At 60.3% G+C, this 19325-nt stretch carries 16 protein-coding genes, 2 pseudogenes and 1 riboswitch; of the genes and pseudogenes, 10 read left to right on the top strand and 8 right to left on the bottom strand.

What is annotated here, in order from left to right; genetic code table 11:
- Window positions 1–12: 12 nt before the first annotated feature.
- Window positions 13–219 (bottom strand): hypothetical protein, encoded by a 207-nt coding sequence (locus D882_RS0126170; RefSeq protein WP_027925981.1) that lies wholly within the window; start codon window positions 217–219, stop codon window positions 13–15.
- Between the two features lie 194 nt (window positions 220–413).
- On the opposite strand from D882_RS0126170, the gene D882_RS0126175 reads away from it, so the two are divergent.
- Entirely contained in the window at window positions 414–692 is a 279-nt protein-coding gene (locus D882_RS0126175; RefSeq protein ID WP_027925982.1) for a hypothetical protein, read from the top strand.
- A gap of 64 nt (window positions 693–756) precedes the next feature.
- Here D882_RS0126175 and D882_RS0126180 read toward each other — a convergent pair whose 3' ends face one another.
- Entirely contained in the window at window positions 757–1923 is a 1167-nt protein-coding gene (locus D882_RS0126180; RefSeq protein WP_032833677.1) for a 1-acyl-sn-glycerol-3-phosphate acyltransferase, read from the bottom strand.
- 139 nt (window positions 1924–2062) lie between these two features.
- Between D882_RS0126180 and D882_RS0126185 the strand changes: the two genes are divergently transcribed.
- From D882_RS0126185 to D882_RS0126195, 3 genes are read left to right on the top strand one after another with little or no spacing between them, the layout of a single operon-like run.
- The gene (locus D882_RS0126185; protein WP_020799766.1) at window positions 2063–2245 is read left to right on the top strand and encodes a CPXCG motif-containing cysteine-rich protein; all 183 of its coding nucleotides are present in this window, start codon (window positions 2063–2065) and stop codon (window positions 2243–2245) included.
- Between the two features lie 9 nt (window positions 2246–2254).
- A complete protein-coding gene (locus tag D882_RS0126190; protein WP_027925984.1) occupies window positions 2255–2515 on the top strand; it encodes a putative signal transducing protein in 261 nt (86 codons plus the stop codon).
- 35 nt (window positions 2516–2550) lie between these two features.
- Complete coding sequence (locus tag D882_RS0126195) at window positions 2551–3174, top strand: SOS response-associated peptidase (RefSeq protein WP_027925985.1); 624 nt, start codon at window positions 2551–2553, stop codon at window positions 3172–3174.
- Window positions 3175–3214: 40 nt separating this feature from the next.
- On the opposite strand, the gene D882_RS1000000133645 is transcribed toward D882_RS0126195, so the two are convergent.
- The gene (locus D882_RS1000000133645) at window positions 3215–4057 is read right to left on the bottom strand and encodes a methyl-accepting chemotaxis protein (protein WP_370654477.1); all 843 of its coding nucleotides are present in this window, start codon (window positions 4055–4057) and stop codon (window positions 3215–3217) included.
- A gap of 12 nt (window positions 4058–4069) precedes the next feature.
- Window positions 4070–5356, bottom strand: a pseudogene (locus D882_RS1000000133650) (HAMP domain-containing protein); the annotation flags it as partial.
- Window positions 5357–5569: 213 nt separating this feature from the next.
- On the opposite strand from D882_RS1000000133650, the gene D882_RS0126205 reads away from it, so the two are divergent.
- Window positions 5570–6385 (top strand): M48 family metallopeptidase, encoded by an 816-nt coding sequence (locus D882_RS0126205; protein WP_027925987.1) that lies wholly within the window; start codon window positions 5570–5572, stop codon window positions 6383–6385.
- Window positions 6386–6531: 146 nt separating this feature from the next.
- On the opposite strand, the gene D882_RS0126210 is transcribed toward D882_RS0126205, so the two are convergent.
- The 3 genes from D882_RS0126210 to D882_RS0126220 form a co-directional block, all read right to left on the bottom strand.
- Window positions 6532–7113, bottom strand: coding sequence for a TMEM165/GDT1 family protein (locus D882_RS0126210; RefSeq protein WP_027925988.1), 582 nt, complete (start codon window positions 7111–7113; stop codon window positions 6532–6534).
- A 93-nt stretch (window positions 7114–7206) separates the two neighbouring features.
- A riboswitch (yybP-ykoY riboswitch) is annotated at window positions 7207–7329 on the bottom strand.
- A 41-nt stretch (window positions 7330–7370) separates the two neighbouring features.
- Window positions 7371–8369, bottom strand: a complete 999-nt coding sequence (locus D882_RS0126215) for a class I SAM-dependent methyltransferase (protein ID WP_027925989.1) — start codon at window positions 8367–8369, stop codon at window positions 7371–7373.
- Between the two features lie 33 nt (window positions 8370–8402).
- Window positions 8403–9368 (bottom strand): 2-hydroxyacid dehydrogenase, encoded by a 966-nt coding sequence (locus D882_RS0126220; protein ID WP_027925990.1) that lies wholly within the window; start codon window positions 9366–9368, stop codon window positions 8403–8405.
- A gap of 313 nt (window positions 9369–9681) precedes the next feature.
- Here D882_RS0126220 and D882_RS0126225 point away from each other — a divergent pair, with 313 nt between their 5' ends.
- The 5 genes from D882_RS0126225 (at window position 9682) to D882_RS0126245 (ending at window position 18738) form a co-directional block, all read left to right on the top strand.
- Complete coding sequence (locus tag D882_RS0126225; RefSeq protein ID WP_027925991.1) at window positions 9682–10311, top strand: LysE family translocator; 630 nt, start codon at window positions 9682–9684, stop codon at window positions 10309–10311.
- Window positions 10312–10464: 153 nt separating this feature from the next.
- The gene (locus D882_RS0126230) at window positions 10465–12147 is read left to right on the top strand and encodes a fatty acid--CoA ligase (protein ID WP_027925992.1); all 1683 of its coding nucleotides are present in this window, start codon (window positions 10465–10467) and stop codon (window positions 12145–12147) included.
- Between the two features lie 337 nt (window positions 12148–12484).
- Window positions 12485–14386, top strand: a complete 1902-nt coding sequence (locus D882_RS0126235; protein ID WP_027925993.1) for a DUF1302 domain-containing protein — start codon at window positions 12485–12487, stop codon at window positions 14384–14386.
- Window positions 14387–14414: 28 nt separating this feature from the next.
- Window positions 14415–15779, top strand: coding sequence for a DUF1329 domain-containing protein (locus tag D882_RS0126240; protein ID WP_027925994.1), 1365 nt, complete (start codon window positions 14415–14417; stop codon window positions 15777–15779).
- Between the two features lie 220 nt (window positions 15780–15999).
- Complete coding sequence (locus tag D882_RS0126245) at window positions 16000–18738, top strand: LuxR C-terminal-related transcriptional regulator (protein WP_027925995.1); 2739 nt, start codon at window positions 16000–16002, stop codon at window positions 18736–18738.
- 78 nt (window positions 18739–18816) lie between these two features.
- Here the strand turns inward: D882_RS0126245 and D882_RS1000000132935 are convergent.
- Window positions 18817–19325 (bottom strand): annotated as a pseudogene (locus D882_RS1000000132935) (metalloprotease); the annotation flags it as partial.

Consider the following 19325-nt stretch of genomic DNA (forward strand, 5'->3'; position numbering starts at 1 on the left):
GAATGTGTTGTGTCAGGCGGCTTCGGAGTAGAAGTCCAGCACACTCACTCCGGTCAACAAATCCGCTTCCGGCAAATCCGCATGTTGATGCCCGCCCAGCGCGCAATACACCAGCCAGTGGCGGTCCTGAACATTGAAGGCGAGGCTTCCCACAAGGTTTTGTTGTTCGTCGCTCGGGGAGATGAGGTACAGGCGATCCTGGTTTTCAGCGTGAAGCATGACGATATCCATGTCTGTTTTCGTGGGGCGGGAGACTGACGGATTCAGATGACGAAGCTGTGACTCAAGTCAGGAATCTGCCAAATGGTCAGTTATTTGTCGTAAAGCGGGTGCAGGAGGGGAGGCTTTCGGTAGAATCCGCGCCGCAGTCGTCGGTTCGGCGCCTGCCACACCTGTTTTGTTTGAGGTCCGTGATGTCACTGCATTTGATGACGCTGTTTACCGCCCATCCCGCCAAACTGGTCAATCTGCTGGCCTTGCTGCTGGCCTTCCCCGGCAGTTGGCTGCTGCACGCCACTCGTCGCCGCGAACAGCGCGCCATGGCCAGTATCGTGTCCCAGCGCCAGCGCCAGCCCAACGTCGAGCCGACCCTGGATTGGGCGACCTTGCGCATGAACCGCTTTTTCTATCGTTTCGGTTTCGCCTGCCTGGGATTGGCGTTGCTGGTGTCGTGGATCAGCACGCGGGTCTGACAGCAAAAACTGCAGCAATGAAAACGGCGCCCTAGGGCGCCGTTGTCGTATCCAGTCGGAAGCCTTACAGCGGCAACCCGGCCTTCACCCGGTACTGATTGCGCACCGGCGTCGCATATTGCAGCACCAGGAACGGACGATGTTCCTCGGGGCAGCCCTCAAGGCGCTTGTTCCATTCTTCCTGCGCCTTGGCCAGTTCGTCGGCCGCAAATACTTCAGACGCTTTGGGCACCTGCAATTGTGGGTCGGCGTCTTTCCATTGGGCGTAGGCCAGGTAATGCACCGGGAACAGGCGATAGCCACCGAGAATTTGCTTGTCCATCTCGATCGCCAATTGCTTGGTGTCTTCGAACAGCTCGGTGATCGGCGCGGCGAAGTTCACGTGGACCCGGCCCTTGTAGCCGGTGATGCCCTTGGCAATGCTCACATCGTCCTCGCCCGGCACTTTGGTGTAGCTGCCGGTGGTGGCGCGGATGAACAACTCGCGGGCCTTGGCCTGATCGCACGGGTCGTATTCATAGCTGATCGACACAGGGGTGAGGTTCAGCGACTGAATGACTTCGCCGAATGGCTCGTCCTTGCGGCTCATGTGGAACATCTTGAGGATGGCCGATTCGGTGCGGTCGTCGCCGTCCTTCGCCCGGCCTTCAGCCTGGGCGATCCAGATCGAGGCGCAATCGTTGCGGATCGAGTGATTGATGTAGGCCGACAGCAGTTGATAGGCCGCCATCTTCTCGCGGCGACCGGTGAGCGAGCGGTGCACGATGAAGCTCTTGTTCAGGCGCATCAGGTCGCTGACGAACGGCTTTTGCAGCAGGTTGTCGCCAATCGCGATGCGCGGTGTCGGCAGGCCGGCGTGGTACACGGCGTAGTTGACGAAGGCCGGGTCCATCACGATGTCGCGGTGGTTGGCGATGAACAGGTAGGCGCTGCCGGACTTGAACTGCTCGACGCCGGTGTAGGTGACACCGTCTGTGGCGCGCTCGATGGTGTGGTCGACGTACATCTCGACCTTGTCCTGCAATGTGGCCACCGAATGCACGCCAGCGAACTCGCGACGCAGCCGATGAGCTATAAGAGGTTTGAGCATCCAGCCGAAAGCACCGGCAAAACGCGGGAAGCGGAAGTGGGTGAGGATATCTAGAAACGCCTTGTCGCCAAGCAGCCTGTCCAGTACCGCTGGGACTTCGCTGTCGTCGTAAGGTCGGATGGCATCGAATTCGCCCATCATGCTCTCTTGTTAGAAACGGCTAGGGTAAGTAAAGGTTTTGATCAAAAACCGGCAGGGCACGGTCTGAAAAAATAGCCAGACAAAAATAGCCCTGCAAATAGACCGGCGATTATACGCACAAGTCACCTGGGAGACCGCGATGCTGGAAAGCGCACTGTATGAATGTCCGTATTGTGGTGAAGAGGTCGAGACGACGGTGGACCTGTCCGGCGGCGATCAGACCTACATCGAGGACTGTCAGGTGTGTTGTCGGCCGATCACGTTCGTATTGCAGGTTCATGGCGAAGACTGGTTTCTGGAAGTCTTCAGCGAGAACGAATGAGGGGCGCCCATGCAGCGGATCTACGAGCCGGAAAACCTGATGGAAGGTGAATTGCTGCAAGGCATGCTCGCCAGCGAAGGCATCGAGGCGCACCTGGTGGGCCGCGACTTGCTGGGCGGCTCGGGCGAGTTGCCGATTTTCGGCCTGCTCGGGTTGTCCGTCGATAACGACCAGGCCGAATACGCCCGTGAGCTGATCACCGCGTACAATGCCGCGCTGCCGCTGCCCGGCGATGAACCGGAAAGCTTTCCCGGCACGCTGGTCTGTTAGGCTGACGTTCGTTTTATTCAGAGTCGTGTTGCCCCATGTGTGGACGTTATGCCTTGTTTCGCTGGAACCCCGCCTTCGCGGCCCTGCCCGGTTTCCCTGCCGATCAGCAGGCCCAGTGGAATATTTCCCCCAACGATTCGGTGTTGATGCTGCGTGCCGGTGCAGACGGCCAGCGTGAACTGGCCCGCGCCCGTTGGGGCCTGACACCACCGTGGCTGACCGACCTGTCCCGCACCCCGGCCCATGCCCGGGCTGAAACCGTCGCCGAACAACCGATGTTTCGCCAGGCCTTTCGCGAGCGCCGTTGCCTGCTACCAGCCAATGGTTTCTATGAATGGCGCGGCACTACGCGCAAACGCCCGTACTGGCTGACGCCGGGGGAGGGCTCTTCGTTGTTTTTTGCGGCGATCTGGGAAGCGTACCCGGTGCAGGAGCAGGTGTGGTTGAGCACGGCGGTGATCACGCAGCCGGCGGCGAGTCAGCGTCGGCCGTTGATTCTGGACGAGGCGGGGCAGGCCGCGTGGCTGGATCCGGAGACGCCGTTGCATACCTTGCAGGCCTTGCTGGCCAGCGAACCGGCGGCGTTGCGCGAGCGGGTGCTGGCGAATCTGGTGAATGATCCGAAGCTGAATGCGCCGGAGTGTTTGACCCCGGGTTGATTGATCGTTCCACGCAGGGCGTGGGAACGATCACTGCACACTAAACCTTGAACTGATTGATCAACCGCCGCTGCTGTTCAGCCAGCTTGGTCAGGTCCGCACTCGCCGCGCTCGATTCATCTGCCCCGCCAGCCACTTCATTGGCCACTTGCCCAATGTTGATCACGTTGCGGTTAATGTCATCCGCCACCGCGCTCTGTTCCTCGGCCGCACTGGCAATCTGCGTGTTCATGTCGTTGATCACCGACACCGCCTGAGTAATCGTCTCCAGCGCCTCGGCGGCTTTCGCCGCGTGTTGCACGCTTTCGTCGGTACGGTTCTGGCTGTCCTCCATGACTCGCACCACGTCGCGGGTGCCTTGTTGCAGTTGCTGGATCATGGTCTGGATTTCTTCGGTGGCCTTCTGGGTTTTCTGCGCCAGGTTGCGCACTTCATCGGCCACCACCGCAAAACCACGGCCCTGTTCACCGGCACGGGCCGCTTCGATGGCCGCGTTCAAGGCCAGCAGGTTGGTCTGCTCGGCGATCCCGCGAATGGCCGTGAGGATCGCGTTGATGTTTTCGCTGTCCTTGGCCAGGGTTTGCACCACACCCACAGCCTTGCCGATTTCTATTGCCAGCACGCCAATCGAATTCGAGGTGTCCCGCACGATCTGCATGCCCTGCGCCGCCGCCTGGTCGGCATGGCTGGCGGCTTGCGCGGCCTGGGTTGCATTGCGCGCCACGTCCTGGGCGGTGGCGGTCATTTCATGCACCGCCGTCGCCACCTGATCGATCTCGGCCATTTGCTTCTGCACGCCGATGTTGGTGCGGATGGCGATGTCGGCGGTGTGTTCCGACGAATCGCTGACACTCTGCACCGACGTCACGACCTGGGTGATCATCGCCTGCAACTTGGCGAGGAATGTGTTGAAGCCTTTGGCAATCGAGCCCAGTTCGTCAGCGCGATCACTGGTCAGGCGGCGCGTCAGGTCGCCTTCGCCTTTGGCAATGTCATCGAGCATCGCCACCATCTGCTTGAGTGGCCGGGCAATGCCGTGGCCCACCAGCCAGATCACCAGCAAGCCGATACCGGCGATCAACAAACCGACCATGGCCATGCCGAAGGTGTCGGATTTGCGCTGTGCATTCAGGTCACCCTGGAGTTTTTGCAGGTCGGCCATCACCGCATTCAGTGGCAATTGGAGCATCAGGGTCCAGCGCGCGTCGGTCTGGCCGATACCGAACGGCAGGTACAACTCGATCCGGTCGTGGGCCTTGTCGACGGTGTAGGTCACTTCGCCATGCTTGAGGTTGCCCATGTTGGCGATCTGCTGGCTGTCGAGGATGTCGCTGACCTTCTCGCCGAATTTGCTCGGGTCCTTGGTGTAGGCCACGATCCGGCCGTTACCGCCGATCAACGCCATTTCCCCTGCGCCGCTGTACAGTTTCTGGTTCGCGCCCAGGAGCATTTCCTGAATGAAGTTTACCGACAGGTCGGCGCCGACGATGCCCTGGAAGGCGCCGTTGAGCATGATCGGTTCAATAAAGGAGGCGAGCATGACGACTTTATCGCCGACCTTGTAAGGCGCCGGATCGATCACGCAGGATTTTTTGGTTTCCTTGGAACACAGGTAGTACTCGCTGGCGCGCACACCGGTGGACAGGGTTTTCTGGTCGTCGACGTCCACCAGCTTGTCCAGGCCGAGGGTGCCATCATCGTTGCGGAACCACCACGGCAGGAAGCGCCCGTTGCTGGCGTCGATGCCGGTCACTTTGGTGCCGACGTAGGCGGCATCGTTGTGGTCGAGAGCGTTCTTTTCCCAGCCGATATAGGTGCCGAGGATCTTCGGGTTCTTGGCCACGTTTTCCTTGATCAGACTGATCAACTGCTCGCGGCTCACATTCAGCAGCGGCTGGCCGTCGGGCCCCTGCGTGCCGATCAAGGCGTTGACCCGCACCAGCCCGCCAGCGATCAGCAGGGGTGCTTCGAGTTCACGCTGGATCTGGCTGACCTGGGTTTGCGCCAGCGACGTCAGGCGCTGTTCGATGACTTGCTCGAATTGCGCCTGGGTCCGTTGCTGGACCATGTCTTGCGTCCGGGCGCCGGAGAACAACGCGTACAGCACCAGTGCGGCGACTACGCTAAGTACGATGGCGCCAGCGAGGGCGGCCACGGAAAACTGGATCGACTTGAATTTCATGGGTGCTCCGCACGCAAGAGGACGTCTGCGCTGGTGTATCGGCAGCGGGGCGGACAGCCATGAGCGGGGGCAGGTGAAATGACTGTTTTGGACGTGCCCGTGTCGCAATCAGAAAGGTGCCGAACCTTTGTGCGGCAAGGCAGTCAGTGCTGTATGAATTTTTTGCTACTGCCGTCGTCCCGAGTCGGGTGACGGCTTTATGGGAGTGCCGTGATGAACAAGTCTCTGGTGGCGTGCGTGTTGGGGTCGGCCTTGCTGCTGAACGGCTGCGAGACCGTCAACACGACCAGTGCAGGTGAAGTCGGTGTGGTGCGCCAGCAACACATGACCACCTTGTTGTCGAGTGAACAGGTCAATCAGGCTTACGCGCAGGACTACAAGCAGACCGTGGGGGATGCGACCAACAAAAACATCCTCGACAAGACCAGTACCGAGGCCGCGCGTGTTCAAGCAATTGCCGATCGGCTCATCGCCCAGGCGCCGACGTTTCGCCCGGATGCGGCGCAATGGCAGTGGGAGGTCAACCTGATCAAAAATGATGAGCTCAACGCCAACTGCGGTCCTGGCGGCAAGATCATTGTGTACACCGGGCTGATCGAGAAACTGCAACTGACTGACGACGAACTGGCCGCGGTGATGGGGCATGAAATCGCCCACGCCTTGCGCGAGCACGGCCGTGAAGCGTTATCCAAATCCTATGGCGTGAATCTGATGCAACAGTTGGCCATAGCGGCGGGTGCGCCGGCAGCGATTGTCGAGGTGGGGAATAACGGCGTGAACCTGTTGATGACCTTGCCCAACAGCCGCACCAATGAAAACGAAGCCGACCTGATCGGTCTGGAGCTGGCGGCACGTGCGGGTTACAACCCGAATGCGGCGATTACCCTGTGGGAAAAAATGAGCAAGGCGGACGAAGGGGCTCCACCGGAGTTTCTCAGCACTCACCCGTCGTCCAGCAGTCGGACCGCGGCGTTGCAAGGGGCGATTCCGAAGGTGATGCCGTTGTACGAGAACGCGCGTAAATCCTGATGTTTTTGCATCGCCGGTGAGGGCCTCATCGCGAGCCGGCTCACTCCTACATTGGTTTTGTGATCGACACTAACCCTATTAGGAGTGAGCCGGCTCCGGGCGGCGCTCCGATGACGAACGATATCGCGGTCTACCGACTTGCCGGGTTAAACCCAACCGCTGCTCTGCATCGCCTTGTACACCGCAACAATCGCCAGGATGAAGAACGCCGACGCCGCCAATCGACGGATCAGGGTCAATGGCAATTTGTCCGCCGCAAAGTTACCGGCCAGCACCACCGGCACGTTGGCAATCAACATGCCCGCAGTGGTGCCGATGATGACCAGCCACAGATCCGGGTATTGCGCCGCCAGCATCACGGTGGCGACCTGGGTCTTGTCACCCATTTCCGCCAGGAAAAACGCAATCAGCGTGGTCAGGAAAGGCCCGAACTTGCGCGCGGTGCTGACGTCGTCGTCCATCTTGTCCGGCACCAGGGTCCACAACGCGGTCGCGGTGAAGCTGGCGGCCAGGATCCAGTGCAATGTCGCATTCGAGAAGAAGCTGCCGAACCAGGCACCGACGGCACCGGCGGCGGCGTGGTTGGCCAGGGTCGCGGCGACGATACCGGCGATGATTGGCCATGGCTTGCGGAAGCGGGCAGCGAGAATGAGCGCGAGCAGTTGCGTCTTGTCGCCGATTTCGGCCAAGGCAACGATTGCGGTCGGAACGAGAAGTGAATCCAGCATCATCAGGGTTTTTCCTAAGGGGCGGGTCGACACGGCTATGACACGTACAGCCTTCCCGCCCCGGGTAAGGTGTTCGTGTCATAGGTCTTGTCAAACCCTGCGTACCGTCTGATGCGGACGCTTGGGTCGCATACGCCATGGTCTGAGGACCAAGTATGTTGACGTATGCCGGACGAGCATGGCGCTCGTGGGAGACTACTCCCCTAGGACGGAGCGGATTCTGCCTAGGCAAAATCCGTTAGGCAAGCACTTATTTGTCAGCCGCGTTTGGCCCGGTAGATTCGGAAACCCTGTCCCTCGGCCTTGATTGCACACACGCCGAGGTGCTCTTCGATCAGTGGTTGGTACTTCAGGAAGCTGTTGGCGACCAGCCGCAGCTCGCCGCCGTTTTTCAGATGTTTGGCCGCTTTTCGCAGCAAGTTCTCTGTAGCGAAGTAATCGGTATGGACCCCGACATGGAACGGCGGGTTGCTCAAAATCGCACTCAAACCCATCGGTGCAGCGTCGATCCCGTCGCCGGTAATCACCTCAGCTTCCAGACCATTGGCCGCCAGGGTCAGGCGACTGCTGGCCGCGGCAAACGCATCGACGTCGAGCAAGGTCACCTGATTGTGCGGATAACGACGCTTCACCGCCGCGCCCAACACGCCCGCGCCGCAACCGAAGTCCAGCAAGTGGCCGCTCGGCAGCTTGTCCAGATGCTCCAGCAGCAGTGCGCTGCCGCGATCCAGCCGACCGTGGCTGAACACGCCCGGCAGGCTGATGACTTTCAATGGCCCTTCAGCCAGTGGCAGTTCATAGGTCTGCGCCAGGCTTTCCAGCGACTTGGCTTCTGGCGCGTTGGCCACGGTGACCAGCCAGAGCTGGCAATGACGGGCGCTGTCGAGTTTGCGCGGCTTGCCGAACGGGTTCAGTTGTTTGGCGGCGCCTTCGATGCCGCTGCGTTTTTCACCGACCAGATACAGTTCACGGCCGGCCAGGCGCGAGGCGAGGGCGTTGAGGATGTAATCGGTCAGGTCCTTGGACTTGGGCAAAAACACCACGGCGGTTTCAAACGCACGCTCGGGGGCGTTCACACCAAAATGGCTGCGCTCGGCGAAACGGGCGTCCAGCGCGGCCTGGTCGCCGGCGTGCCAGCACCAACCATGGGCAGCGGGCAGTCGGCCCAGCAGATCGTCGGCGGGCAAACCGGCCAACAACACCGAACCCTGGAATAACTCGGGCTGACGAAGCAGTACTTCACTGCGCGGATCCATACTCTGCTCCTTGAAAAAAAGTGCGGCAGTTTATCAACTGACGACCCGCAGCGCTGTACCGCTGAAGAAAGCCTGCGCGTTTTCGGTCAACTGCCCGACGATTCGCTGTCGTGCTTCGCGACTGCCCCAGGCGTTGTGCGGGGTGACGATCAAGCGCGGGATGTCATCAGCCAGCAAAGGATTGCCCGCCGTCGGTGGCTCTACGCTCAGTACGTCGGTGGCCGCGCCGCCCAGATGACCGTTGCGCAGGGCATCGGCCAGCGCCTGCTCATCGATCAAACCACCGCGCGCGGTATTGACCACGAAGGCGCCGGGTTTCATCGAGGCCAGTTCACGGGCGCCGATGAAGTGGCGGGTGTGTTCGTTGAGCGGGCAGTGCAGGGTGAGGGCGTCGATCTGCGGCAACAGTTGATCCAGCGGCAAACGATCCGGCCGGGCAGGGCGCCCCGGGATCTGACCCAGCAGCACGCGCATGCCGAATGCTTCGGCCAGTCGTGCGACGGCGCCGCCGAGTTCGCCATGGCCGAGTAATCCGAGGGTTTTGCCTTCCAGTTCGACGATCGGGTAATCGAGCAGACAGAACTGTTTCGCCTGCTGCCAGCGACCTTCACCCACGGCTTTTTGATAATCGGCCAAGCGCGTCGCCAGGTTAAGCAGCAACATGATCGTGTGCTGCGCCACCGACGGCGTGCCGTAACCCTGGCAGTTGCAAACGGTAACGCCATGGGCGCGGGCGGCCGCGAGATCGACGTTGTTGGTGCCGGTGGCGGTGATCAGGATCAGCTTCAGGTCGGGGCTGGCGGCGATGGCGTCGGCGTTGATCAGGATCTTGTTGCTGATGGCCACCGTGGCGCCCTTGAGGCGTTCGATCACTTGATCTGGCAGGGTCTGCGCGAACAGCTGCAAGTCGTCGAAGCAATCACGCAACGGGTTGAGGTCGAGGTCGCCAAGGTCCAGGGACGGGTGGTCGAGGAAAACGGCGCGGCGAGAGTTCGTCATCAACTGTACCTTTTGTGCATTGAACTGAAGGCGTAATCTGCCGAGCCTATCAGATGAAACAAATGGTTACGCAGTGCACCAAGTGGCGAAGTTGACGCGCTATGCGATGAAGCACCGCCCCCCCGTAGCAGCTGGCGAAGCCTGCGTTCGGCTGCGCAGCAGTCGTAAACCCGGAACATGCGGACTTTCTGTAAGAGCGCGGTGCCTGATTTCACGACGGCTGTGCAGCCGAACGCAGGCTTCGCCAGCTACTACAGGGATGTTGTCAGCCTGACATTTTTCTTTTCGACCGATCTGCCCCAAAGGAGCCCCCATGTACTGGACAGAGTTCTTGACCGTTGCCCTGATTCACTTGCTCGCCGTGGCCAGTCCCGGCCCGGACTTTGCCGTGGTGGTGCGTGAAAGCGTGACCCACGGTCGGCGCGCCGGCACCTGGACGGCGCTGGGCGTCGGCACCGCCATTTTCCTGCACGTCGGCTATTCGCTGCTGGGCATCGGCCTGATCGTGTCCCAGTCGATCGTACTGTTCAACGCGCTGAAATGGGCCGCCGCCGCGTACCTGCTGTACATCGGCTACAAGGCCCTGCGCGCGCAACCGGCCAAGGCTGTCGATGACAACTTGCACAAGGAAACCGGCGAGCGCACCGCCCGGGGCGCGTTCACCTCCGGTTTTGTGACCAACGGCCTGAACCCGAAAGCCACGCTGTTCTTCCTGTCGTTGTTCACCGTGGTGATCAACCCGCATACGCCGTTGGCGGTGCAAGCCGGTTACGGGGTCTATCTCGCGGCGGCGACGGCGCTGTGGTTTTGCCTGGTGGCGCGGCTGTTCAGCCAACAGCGTGTGCGCGCCGGTTTCGCCCGCATGGGCCACTGGTTCGACCGCACCATGGGCGTGGTGCTGATCGCCATCGGCGTGAAACTCGCGTTCACCGAGATGCATTGATAGCGGGCTGATCCTCGACATCCTGCAAATGCTGGCGCAAAGCTAGCATTTGTACGGCTCTGCAAATCATTCCTTTGGCTGATTTGGCTGACATTGAAGGGCACTAAAGTGCTTTTATTCAGCCAACACCGTGCAGCCAGAAAAGGGATTCATATGTTGCAGACTCGCGTTATCCCCCCAGCCGAAGGCGCTTACCAGTATCCGCTGCTGATCAAGCGGCTGCTGATGTCCGGCGCTCGTTATGAGAAAACCCGCGAGATCATTTACCGCGACCAGTTGCGCTACAGCTATCCGACCCTGATCGAACGGGTCGCGCGGCTGGCCAACGTGCTGACGGCCGCCGGGGTCAAGGCCGGGGATACGGTGGCGGTGATGGACTGGGACAGCCATCGCTACCTGGAATGCATGTTCGCCATCCCGATGATCGGCGCGGTAATCCACACGATCAACGTGCGCCTGTCGCCGGAACAGATCCTCTACACCATGAACCACGCCGAGGATCGCTTTGTACTGGTCAACAGCGAGTTCGTGGGGCTTTACCAGGCGATTGCCGGGCACTTGACCACGGTCGAGAAAACCCTGCTGCTGACTGATCTGCCGGAGAAAACCGCCGACCTGCCGAACCTGATCGGCGAGTACGAGCAACTGCTGGCGGCTGCCAGTGCGCAATACGACTTCCAGGACTTCGACGAAAACTCCGTCGCGACCACGTTCTACACCACCGGTACCACCGGCAACCCCAAAGGTGTGTATTTCACCCACCGGCAACTGGTCCTGCACACCATGGGCGTGTCGACCATCATGGGCTCCATCGACAGCGTGCGCCTGCTGGGCACCAGCGACGTGTACATGCCGATCACCCCGATGTTCCATGTGCATGCCTGGGGCTTGCCGTATGTGGCGACCATGCTCGGGCTCAAGCAGGTGTATCCCGGCCGCTACGACCCGGAATACCTGGTGGAGCTGTGGCACAAGGAGAAGGTCACCTTTTCCCATTGCGTACCGACCATTCTGCAAATGATCCTCAACGCCAAAGCGGCGCAAGGCACGGATTTCGGCGGCTGGAAAATCGTCATCGGCGGCAGTGCGCTCAACCGTACGCTGTACGAAGCGGCCAAGAGCAAGGGCATCCAGTTGACCGCGGCTTACGGCATGTCGGAAACCGGGCCGCTGGTGTCGTGTGCTCACCTCAATGATGAGTTGATGGCCGGCAGCGAAGACGAACGCACCACCTATCGCATCAAGGCCGGCGTGCCGGGGCCCTTGGTGGAAGCGGCGATCGTCGACACCGACGGCAATTTCCTGCCCGCCGATGGCGAGACCCAGGGCGAGCTCGTGCTGCGTGCGCCATGGCTCACCGAAGGCTATTTCAACGAACCGCAGAAGGGCGCCGAGCTCTGGGCCGGAGGCTGGCTGCATACCGGCGACGTGGCGACGCTGGATGCCATGGGCGTGATCGACATTCGAGACCGCATCAAGGACGTGATCAAGACCGGTGGCGAGTGGATCTCGTCCCTGGACCTCGAAGACTTGATCAGTCGCCACGTTTCGGTACGCGAAGTAGCAGTGGTGGGCATCGCCGATCCGCAGTGGGGCGAGCGCCCGTTCGCCCTGCTGGTGCTTCGCGAAGGGCATGAGATCGGGGCCCGGGAACTCAAGGAACACCTCAAGCCGTTCGTGGAATTGGGGCACCTGAGCAAGTGGGCCATTCCTAGCCAGATTGCCCTTGTTACTGAAATTCCCAAGACCAGCGTCGGCAAGCTCGACAAGAAGCGCATCCGCCTCGACATCACTGAATGGCAGGCCAACAACAGCGCGTTCCTCTCGACGCTTTAAGCGTCCTCTGGTGTGCCCGAAAGGGCACGCCAGCCCCACCAAGCAAGCGCTTGGCTTGTGTAATCCGAATTTTCAGCCATCCTTGCCGTGCCGACATGTGTCGGACTGGCGAAAGGACTGTTCCAGAGTGGCCGGCAGCTGCAAATCACACTTTAGAGGGATCAAGCTCTACTACCTGCTGGCTATAGTCCGCTCAAGGATTTTTAAGAACGGAGCAAACGCACAAAACGGGGCGATGCAATTTTGGAGTGACTTCGGGACGCCTTGGCTCCCCGTCACCCACAACGTTTTTAGAAGTGCTCACTGCCATAACAATAATGCACATGGAGTAGCGTCGATGACATCAGTAAACAAGTTCTGGCGCCGGGCGAAATTGCCCCTGGCGGTCAGTCTCGCCTCTTCGCTCGCCGGGCCTGCATTCGGCGTCAGTTTCAACGTTGGTGAAATCGAAGGTCAGTTCGACTCGTCGCTGTCCCTGGGTATGAGTATCTCGACCCAACAGCCGAACAAGAACCTGATCGGCGTCAACAACGGCGGGCATGGCCTGTCCCAGACCTCCGATGACGGTCACCTGAACTTCAAGAGCGGGCAAGCGTTCTCGAAGATCTTCAAGGGCATCCATGACCTTGAATTGAAATACGGCGACACCGGCGTGTTTGTCCGGGGCAAATACTGGTACGACTTCGCGCTGCAAGATACCAACCTGGAATTCAAGAACGTCGAAAACGACGGCCGCAAAGAGGGCGCCAAGTCCTCCGGCGGGCAAATCCTCGACGCCTTCATCTACCACAACTACACCGTTGCCGATGAGCCGGGCTCCGTGCGTCTGGGCAAGCAGGTCGTGAGCTGGGGTGAAAGTACATTCATCGGCGGCGGCATCAACTCGATCAACCCGATTGACGTGTCTGCGTTCCGTCGTCCCGGTGCCGAGATCAAGGAAGGCCTGATCCCGGTCAACATGTTCTATGTGTCCCAGAGCCTGACCGAAAACCTTTCGGCCGAAGCGTTCTACCAGCTGGAATGGGACCAGACCGTTGTCGACAACTGCGGCACGTTCTTCTCTCAACCAGACATCGTCGCCGACGGTTGCAACAACAACCTGCGCGTGCTGAACAAGCGCTCGACGATTCCAGCCATCGCGTTGGGCCCGTTGGCAGCCAACGGTGTCAACGTCAACGAAGAAGGTGTTCTGGTCCAGCGTGGCGGCGATCGTGATGCACGCGACAGCGGCCAGTGGGGCGCGTCCTTCAAGTACATGTTCGACCCGCTGGACACCGAGTTCGGTGCCTACTTCATGAACTACCACAGCCGTGCGCCGATCTTCAGCGCCACCGGTGCGCCACAATCGGTCTACAACGGCGTGGCGGCATTGCCAGGCGCGTTCCAGGCTCTGGGTCCGCTGCTGGTCGCGGGTAACTCGAAATACTTCATCGAATACCCTGAAGACATTCGCCTCTACGGTTTGAGCTTCTCCACCACCCTGCCTACCGGTACGGCGTGGAGCGGTGAGATCAGCTACCGTCCGAACGCACCGGTGCAGTTGAACTCCACCGACATTCTGTTCGCCGGCATTCGTCCTTTGGGCAACAACAATCCGAACAATCCGTTGACCAACGCTTCGTTGCTGTCGGCCGCTCCGGGCACCGACCTGAACGGTTATCGTCGTAAAGAGGTCACCCAGTTCCAGACCACCCTGACGCACTTCTTCGATCAAGTCATGGGCGCCAGTCGTCTCACACTGGTCGGCGAAGTGGGCGTGACCCATGTCGGTGGCCTGGAAAGCACCTCTGAGGTTCGTTATGGTCGCGATCCGGTCTACGGTCCGGGTAGTCTGCCCGCCTCGGGCGCTCTGGACACCTGTGTTGCACTCAACACCAGCACCATCAACGGGGCTGGTCCAGGCGCTGCCACCAACAACCGCAGCCGCAACTGCGATAACGACGGCTTCACCACGGCGACTTCGTGGGGCTACCGCGGTCGTGCGATCTGGGAATACAACGACGTGTTCGCCGGCGTGAACCTCAAGCCGAACGTGGCCTGGTCCCACGACGTGAACGGTTACTCGCCTGGCCCTGGCGGCAACTTCGAAGAAGGTCGTAAAGCAGTGAGCCTGGGCGTCGATGCCGAATACCAGAACACCTACACCGCAAGCCTGGCCTACACCAACTTCTTCGACGGCAAGTACACCACCGTAGATGATCGCGACTTTGTTGCACTCAGCGTCGGCGTGAACTTCTAAGCACTGTTTTTTGAGGACGAACACACATATGAAAATAACAAAGAGTCTGTTCCACGCCGGTGTCTTGGGGCTTTCGCTGCTGGCGAGCAGCGTAATGGCGGCGGTCCCTGCGGCCGAAGCCGACAAACTGGGCAAGAGCCTGACGCCGATGGGTGCCGAGATGGCGGGCAACGCCGACGGTTCGATTCCGGCCTGGAAGCCCATGCCGAAAAACGCCGGCACCGTTGACAGCAAGGGTTTCCTGTCCGACCCGTTCGCCAGTGAAAAGCCGCTGTTCACCATCACCGCGCAGAACGTCGACCAGTACAAAGAGAAACTCGCCCCGGGCCAGTACGCGATGTTCAAGCGCTACCCGGAAACCTACAAGATGCCGGTTTACCCGTCCCATCGCGGCTCCACCGTGCCGGATGACGTGTTCGCCGCCATCAAGAAAAACGCCACCGCAACGACCCTCGTGTCCGGCGGCAACGGCCTGGAAAACTTCGAAACCGCCGTACCGTTTCCGATTCCGAAAAGCGGCGTTGAAGTCATCTGGAACCACATTACCCGCTATCGCGGTGGCAGCGTGACCCGTCTGGTGACCCAGGCCACGCCACAGCCGAACGGTTCGTTCAGCCTGGTGTACTTCGAGGATCAGTTCGTTTTCCGCGACAAGATGAAGGACTACGACCCGAAAAACCCGGGCAACATCCTGTTCTACTTCAAGCAGAAAGTGACCGCGCCGGCACGTCTGGCCGGTGGTGTGCTGCTGGTGCACGAAACCCTCGACCAAGTGAAGGAACCGCGTTCGGCGTGGGTCTACAACGCCGGTCAGCGTCGCGTGCGTCGTGCACCACAAGTGTCCTATGACGGGCCGGGTACTGCGGCGGATGGCCTGCGTACCTCCGACAACCTGGACATGTTCAACGGTGCGCCGGATCGCTACGACTGGAAGCTCGAAGGCAAGAAAGAGATGTACATCGCTTCCGACAGCTACAAAATCGATTCGCCGAACCTCAAGTACACCGACATCATCAAGGCCGGTCACATCAACCAGGACCTGACCCGTTACGAGCTGCGTAGGGTCTGGCATGTGGTGGCGACCTTGAAAGAAGGCCAGCGTCACATCTACGCCAAGCGTGACTTCTACATCGACGAAGACACCTGGCAAGCCGCGGTGATCGATCACTACGACGGTCGTGGCCAGTTGTGGCGTGTGGCTGAGGCGCATGCCGAAGACTACTACGACAAACAAGTGCCGTGGTATGCCTTGGAAGTGCTCTACGACCTGCAATCGGGCCGTTACCTGGCGCTGGGTATGAAGAACGAAGAGAAGTCCGCGTATAACTTCGGCTTCACCGCCACCACCAGTGACTTCACACCGGCCGCACTGCGTCAGGACGGGGTTCGTTAACCTGTACTGAACAGAGGCCGCATCCTCGAAAACGCCCCGACTGGTTCGGGGCGTTTTTTTTTGGAGTTCACAAAGGCGGTGTGGTTGCCGGGTTGACCGACCTCTCTGCTTGTAGACTTTTTGTAGCCATTTGTAGCAATAACCTTCATTCCCTATCCGTTTACCGCTAGTCTGCGGACATCTGCAACGCCGCCATCCGCAATTCAAACAAGAGCCGGCCATGACTGATCTGTCCCCACCCCCGGGCCCCGCAAGCGTTTCCGTCGCCGCATTGGACGGGCGCTTTTTCAGGCCTCCGCTGCCCGACGGCCATGTGCTGCGGCCTCGTCTGTGCGAACGCCTGAGTGCTGGCCTCGGTGGCAGGCTGTTGCTGGTCAGCGCACCCGCCGGGTTTGGCAAGAGTTCCTTGGCGGTGGAGTTCTGTCAGGGGTTGCCACCTTCCTGGCAAAGCCTGTGGCTGGGGTTGAGTTCGCGAGATAGCGACCCGGGGCGTTTCCTTGAGCGGTTGCTCGAAGGGCTCCAGGATTACTTTCCGACACTGGGCAGCCAGGCGCTGGGACTGCTGAAAATGCGCCAGCGCCATCAGCCGTTCGCTTTTGAAGAATGGCTGGACGGGTTGCTGGACGAGCTGGCCATTCACCTGTCGCCAAGTACGCCTTTGCTGCTGGTGCTCGATGATTACCACCTTGCGCAAGGCCCGGTGCTCGATCGTTGCCTGCAATTTTTCCTCAATCATTTGCCGGATGGCTTGCTGGTCATGGTCACCAGTCGACAGCGCCCGGACTGGCACCTGGCCCGTTTGCGCCTGTCGCGCCAACTGCTCGAACTGCATGAACAGGACCTTCGCCTGACCCACGATGAAGCCCTCACGTTGCTTGATCGCCACAGTACTTCATTGCGTGGCGAGGCGCTGGAAAGCCTGATTCAACGCAGTGAAGGCTGGGTTGCGGGGCTGCGATTCTGGTTGCTGGCAGCCGCCGAGGCGGGCACAGAAGGTGCGTTGCCGCAGTCGCTGCACGGCGGGGAAGGACTGATTCGCGATTACCTGCTCGAAGAAGTCATCGATTGCCTGCCGGCCGAAGTGCAACAGTTCCTTTACGACACAGCCCCCCAGGAACGTTTTTGCAGCGAGCTCTGCGACGCGGTTCGCGAAGCTCATGACAGTGCTGAAATCCTGCGTTTCCTCCAGGCACATCAAGTGTTCCTGGTGCCACTGGACGAGCACGGCCACTGGTACCGCTATCACCATCTGTTTTCCGACCTGCTGCGCACCCGGCCCACCGCGCAGACGATAGTGCCCGCGGCCAGCCTGCATTTGCGTGCATGTCGCTGGTTCAATGCACAGGGGCTGCTCGACGAAGCGGTGGAGCAAGCGTTGCGTGCCGGGCATCTGGACGTTGCGGCGAACCTGGTGCAAAACCTCTCTGAAGAACAACTGCTCGCCGAGCAGAACGTCGGCATGTTGCTGCGCTGGAAAATGGACCTGCCCGACAGCCTGCTGATCAGCACCCCCCGATTGATCGTGCTCTATAGCTGGGCGTTGGGGCTGGCCTGTCAGCTGGACGCCGCGGAGGAACTGGCTGCCCATTTGAGCCGCTTCCTGCCGGCCCCTTCGGCCACGGCGCAGAAGTCGATGCTGGCGCAGTGGCTGGCCCTGAGCGGCATCATCGCTCGCGGGCGCGGCAACCGTGATCTGACGCTTCTTTATTGCACTGAAGCGCTGCAGAGCCTGCCGGCCAAACGCTACGGGCAACGCTTGATGTGCCTCTCGACCCTGTCCAACCTGGCCATCGCCGACGGCGATTTGTGGCGTGCGCGCAATTTGAACCGTGAGTCGCTGGAATTGGCGCAGCGTGTCGGCAATCCATTGTTTGAAGCACTGGCCCATTACGACCGCGCCCGTGTGTTGCAGGCGCGCGGGGAAATCCTGCGTTCGCTGCAAGAAGTCCGTCAGGGCCTGCAACGCTTGCAAGGGCTGTCTGCGCAACGGCTTTATGCCGTACGCGCACGGCTGACCATGTATGAAGGTTTCCTGCTGGCCATGCACCTGCAACCACAAGTCGCGCGGGTGCGCTTGCAAACCGGTTTGAGTGAAGCACGGGCCTGTCGCGATATCAGCGTATTGCTCGGCCATTGTGTGATCGCGCGGCTTGAGGGCAACAGCGGCGAGTTCGCCAAAGCCTTCGCCGAACTGGCCGAAGCCGAGCGGCTGATGCACATCTGGGACGTGCCACCGATTTATTACCTGGCGATGATCACACTGGTCAAATGCGAGCTCTGGCTGGCCCAGGGACGCACCGACCTGGCCGAAGCCTGGCTGGCGCGTCTGGGTCAGACCTACAACGGCGAACACGCGGCCGCGCCGCCGGAGTTTCATCCACAGCTGCCGCTGCATATCGAGTTACAGCAGGCCTTGCTGGAAGTCATTCAAGGGCAACCGATGCTCGCCGAAGGGCGGTTGAATGCGTTGCTTGAACATGGGCAGCAAACCGGACGGCAATTGCTTTGTGCTATGGCGCTGACACAAAAAGTGACCTTGTTGCTGACCGGCGGACGGGAGCCCGAGGCCCGCAAGGCACTGGCCCAGGCGCTGGAAGCAGCGGTTGGCGGTGTATTGCAACCCTTCGACGGGTTGCTCGCAGGACATTCGGAGTGGCTGCGCGGGCAATTGCAACTCTGTTCCCAGACCGCTTTTTCACAAAACCTTGCCGAGCATTTACCGATCGTGGCCGTTCGCCCGGTCGTGGAGTCATGTGCGGCGGCAGAACAGCTCAGCACCCGTGAACTGGCGGTACTGCGCCTGATTGCCGAAGGTTGTTCGAACCAGCAAATCAGCGATCAACTGTTCATCTCGCTGCACACGGTCAAGACCCACGCCAGCCACATCAACAGCAAGCTTGGGGTTGAACGGCGTACGCAGGCGGTGGCGCGGGCGAAGGAGATGGGGCTGTTGGTTTAGCAGGAAAAACGCAGAGCCGAGAAAACAAAACGCCCCGAACCAGTCGGGGCGTTTTGTTTGTTCAGGCGAGTAAAACCGTCACGCCACCAAGTCGTTGGCGCTAAAGGTGTTCACACCGACCAGTTGGATTTCGAAGTCGGCACCCGCGTTGCCGCTGACGTTACCCGACAGCACGTGATCAACGAATCGCAGCTGCCCGGCGCCGGTAAAATCGCCTGCACCGATGAAGGTAAAGCCGTTGAAGCCGTTGAGCTGCAGATTGGCATCGAACTGCGACAGATCGATCTTGTCGCCCTGCAAGGTGCTGAAGTCGGTAACGATGTCGCGGTTGCTACCGGTGCCCATGTCGCTGACGCTGCTGAACACGAACTTGTCAGCACCTGCGCCGCCGGTGAGGGAATCCGCACCTGCGCCGCCGTTCAAAATGTTGTTGTCAGCATTCCCGGTCAAGGTGTTGCTCAGGCTATTGCCGGTAAGGTTGAATGCGCCGTTGCTCAGCAGCAGCACGTCTTCGACGTTTTGCAGATTGCTCAGGCTCAGGTCGATGGCATGGTCCTGGGCGGTCGCGTCGAAGATCACGTACAGCG

Source organism: Pseudomonas sp. URMO17WK12:I12 (assembly GCF_000514395.1).
Lineage (GTDB): Bacteria > Pseudomonadota > Gammaproteobacteria > Pseudomonadales > Pseudomonadaceae > Aquipseudomonas > Aquipseudomonas mucoides.

Coding starts and splice junctions, on each gene's coding strand:
- D882_RS0126170 (WP_027925981.1), bottom strand. CDS start 219: ATGCTTCACGCTGAAAACCAGGATCGCCTGTACCTCATCTCCCCGAGC.
- D882_RS0126175 (WP_027925982.1), top strand. CDS start 414: ATGTCACTGCATTTGATGACGCTGTTTACCGCCCATCCCGCCAAACTG.
- D882_RS0126180 (WP_032833677.1), bottom strand. CDS start 1,923: ATGATGGGCGAATTCGATGCCATCCGACCTTACGACGACAGCGAAGTC.
- D882_RS0126185 (WP_020799766.1), top strand. CDS start 2,063: ATGCTGGAAAGCGCACTGTATGAATGTCCGTATTGTGGTGAAGAGGTC.
- D882_RS0126190 (WP_027925984.1), top strand. CDS start 2,255: ATGCAGCGGATCTACGAGCCGGAAAACCTGATGGAAGGTGAATTGCTG.
- D882_RS0126195 (WP_027925985.1), top strand. CDS start 2,551: ATGTGTGGACGTTATGCCTTGTTTCGCTGGAACCCCGCCTTCGCGGCC.
- D882_RS1000000133645 (WP_370654477.1), bottom strand. CDS start 4,057: ATGATCACCCAGGTCGTGACGTCGGTGCAGAGTGTCAGCGATTCGTCG.
- D882_RS0126205 (WP_027925987.1), top strand. CDS start 5,570: ATGAACAAGTCTCTGGTGGCGTGCGTGTTGGGGTCGGCCTTGCTGCTG.
- D882_RS0126210 (WP_027925988.1), bottom strand. CDS start 7,113: ATGCTGGATTCACTTCTCGTTCCGACCGCAATCGTTGCCTTGGCCGAA.
- D882_RS0126215 (WP_027925989.1), bottom strand. CDS start 8,369: ATGGATCCGCGCAGTGAAGTACTGCTTCGTCAGCCCGAGTTATTCCAG.
- D882_RS0126220 (WP_027925990.1), bottom strand. CDS start 9,368: ATGACGAACTCTCGCCGCGCCGTTTTCCTCGACCACCCGTCCCTGGAC.
- D882_RS0126225 (WP_027925991.1), top strand. CDS start 9,682: ATGTACTGGACAGAGTTCTTGACCGTTGCCCTGATTCACTTGCTCGCC.
- D882_RS0126230 (WP_027925992.1), top strand. CDS start 10,465: ATGTTGCAGACTCGCGTTATCCCCCCAGCCGAAGGCGCTTACCAGTAT.
- D882_RS0126235 (WP_027925993.1), top strand. CDS start 12,485: ATGACATCAGTAAACAAGTTCTGGCGCCGGGCGAAATTGCCCCTGGCG.
- D882_RS0126240 (WP_027925994.1), top strand. CDS start 14,415: ATGAAAATAACAAAGAGTCTGTTCCACGCCGGTGTCTTGGGGCTTTCG.
- D882_RS0126245 (WP_027925995.1), top strand. CDS start 16,000: ATGACTGATCTGTCCCCACCCCCGGGCCCCGCAAGCGTTTCCGTCGCC.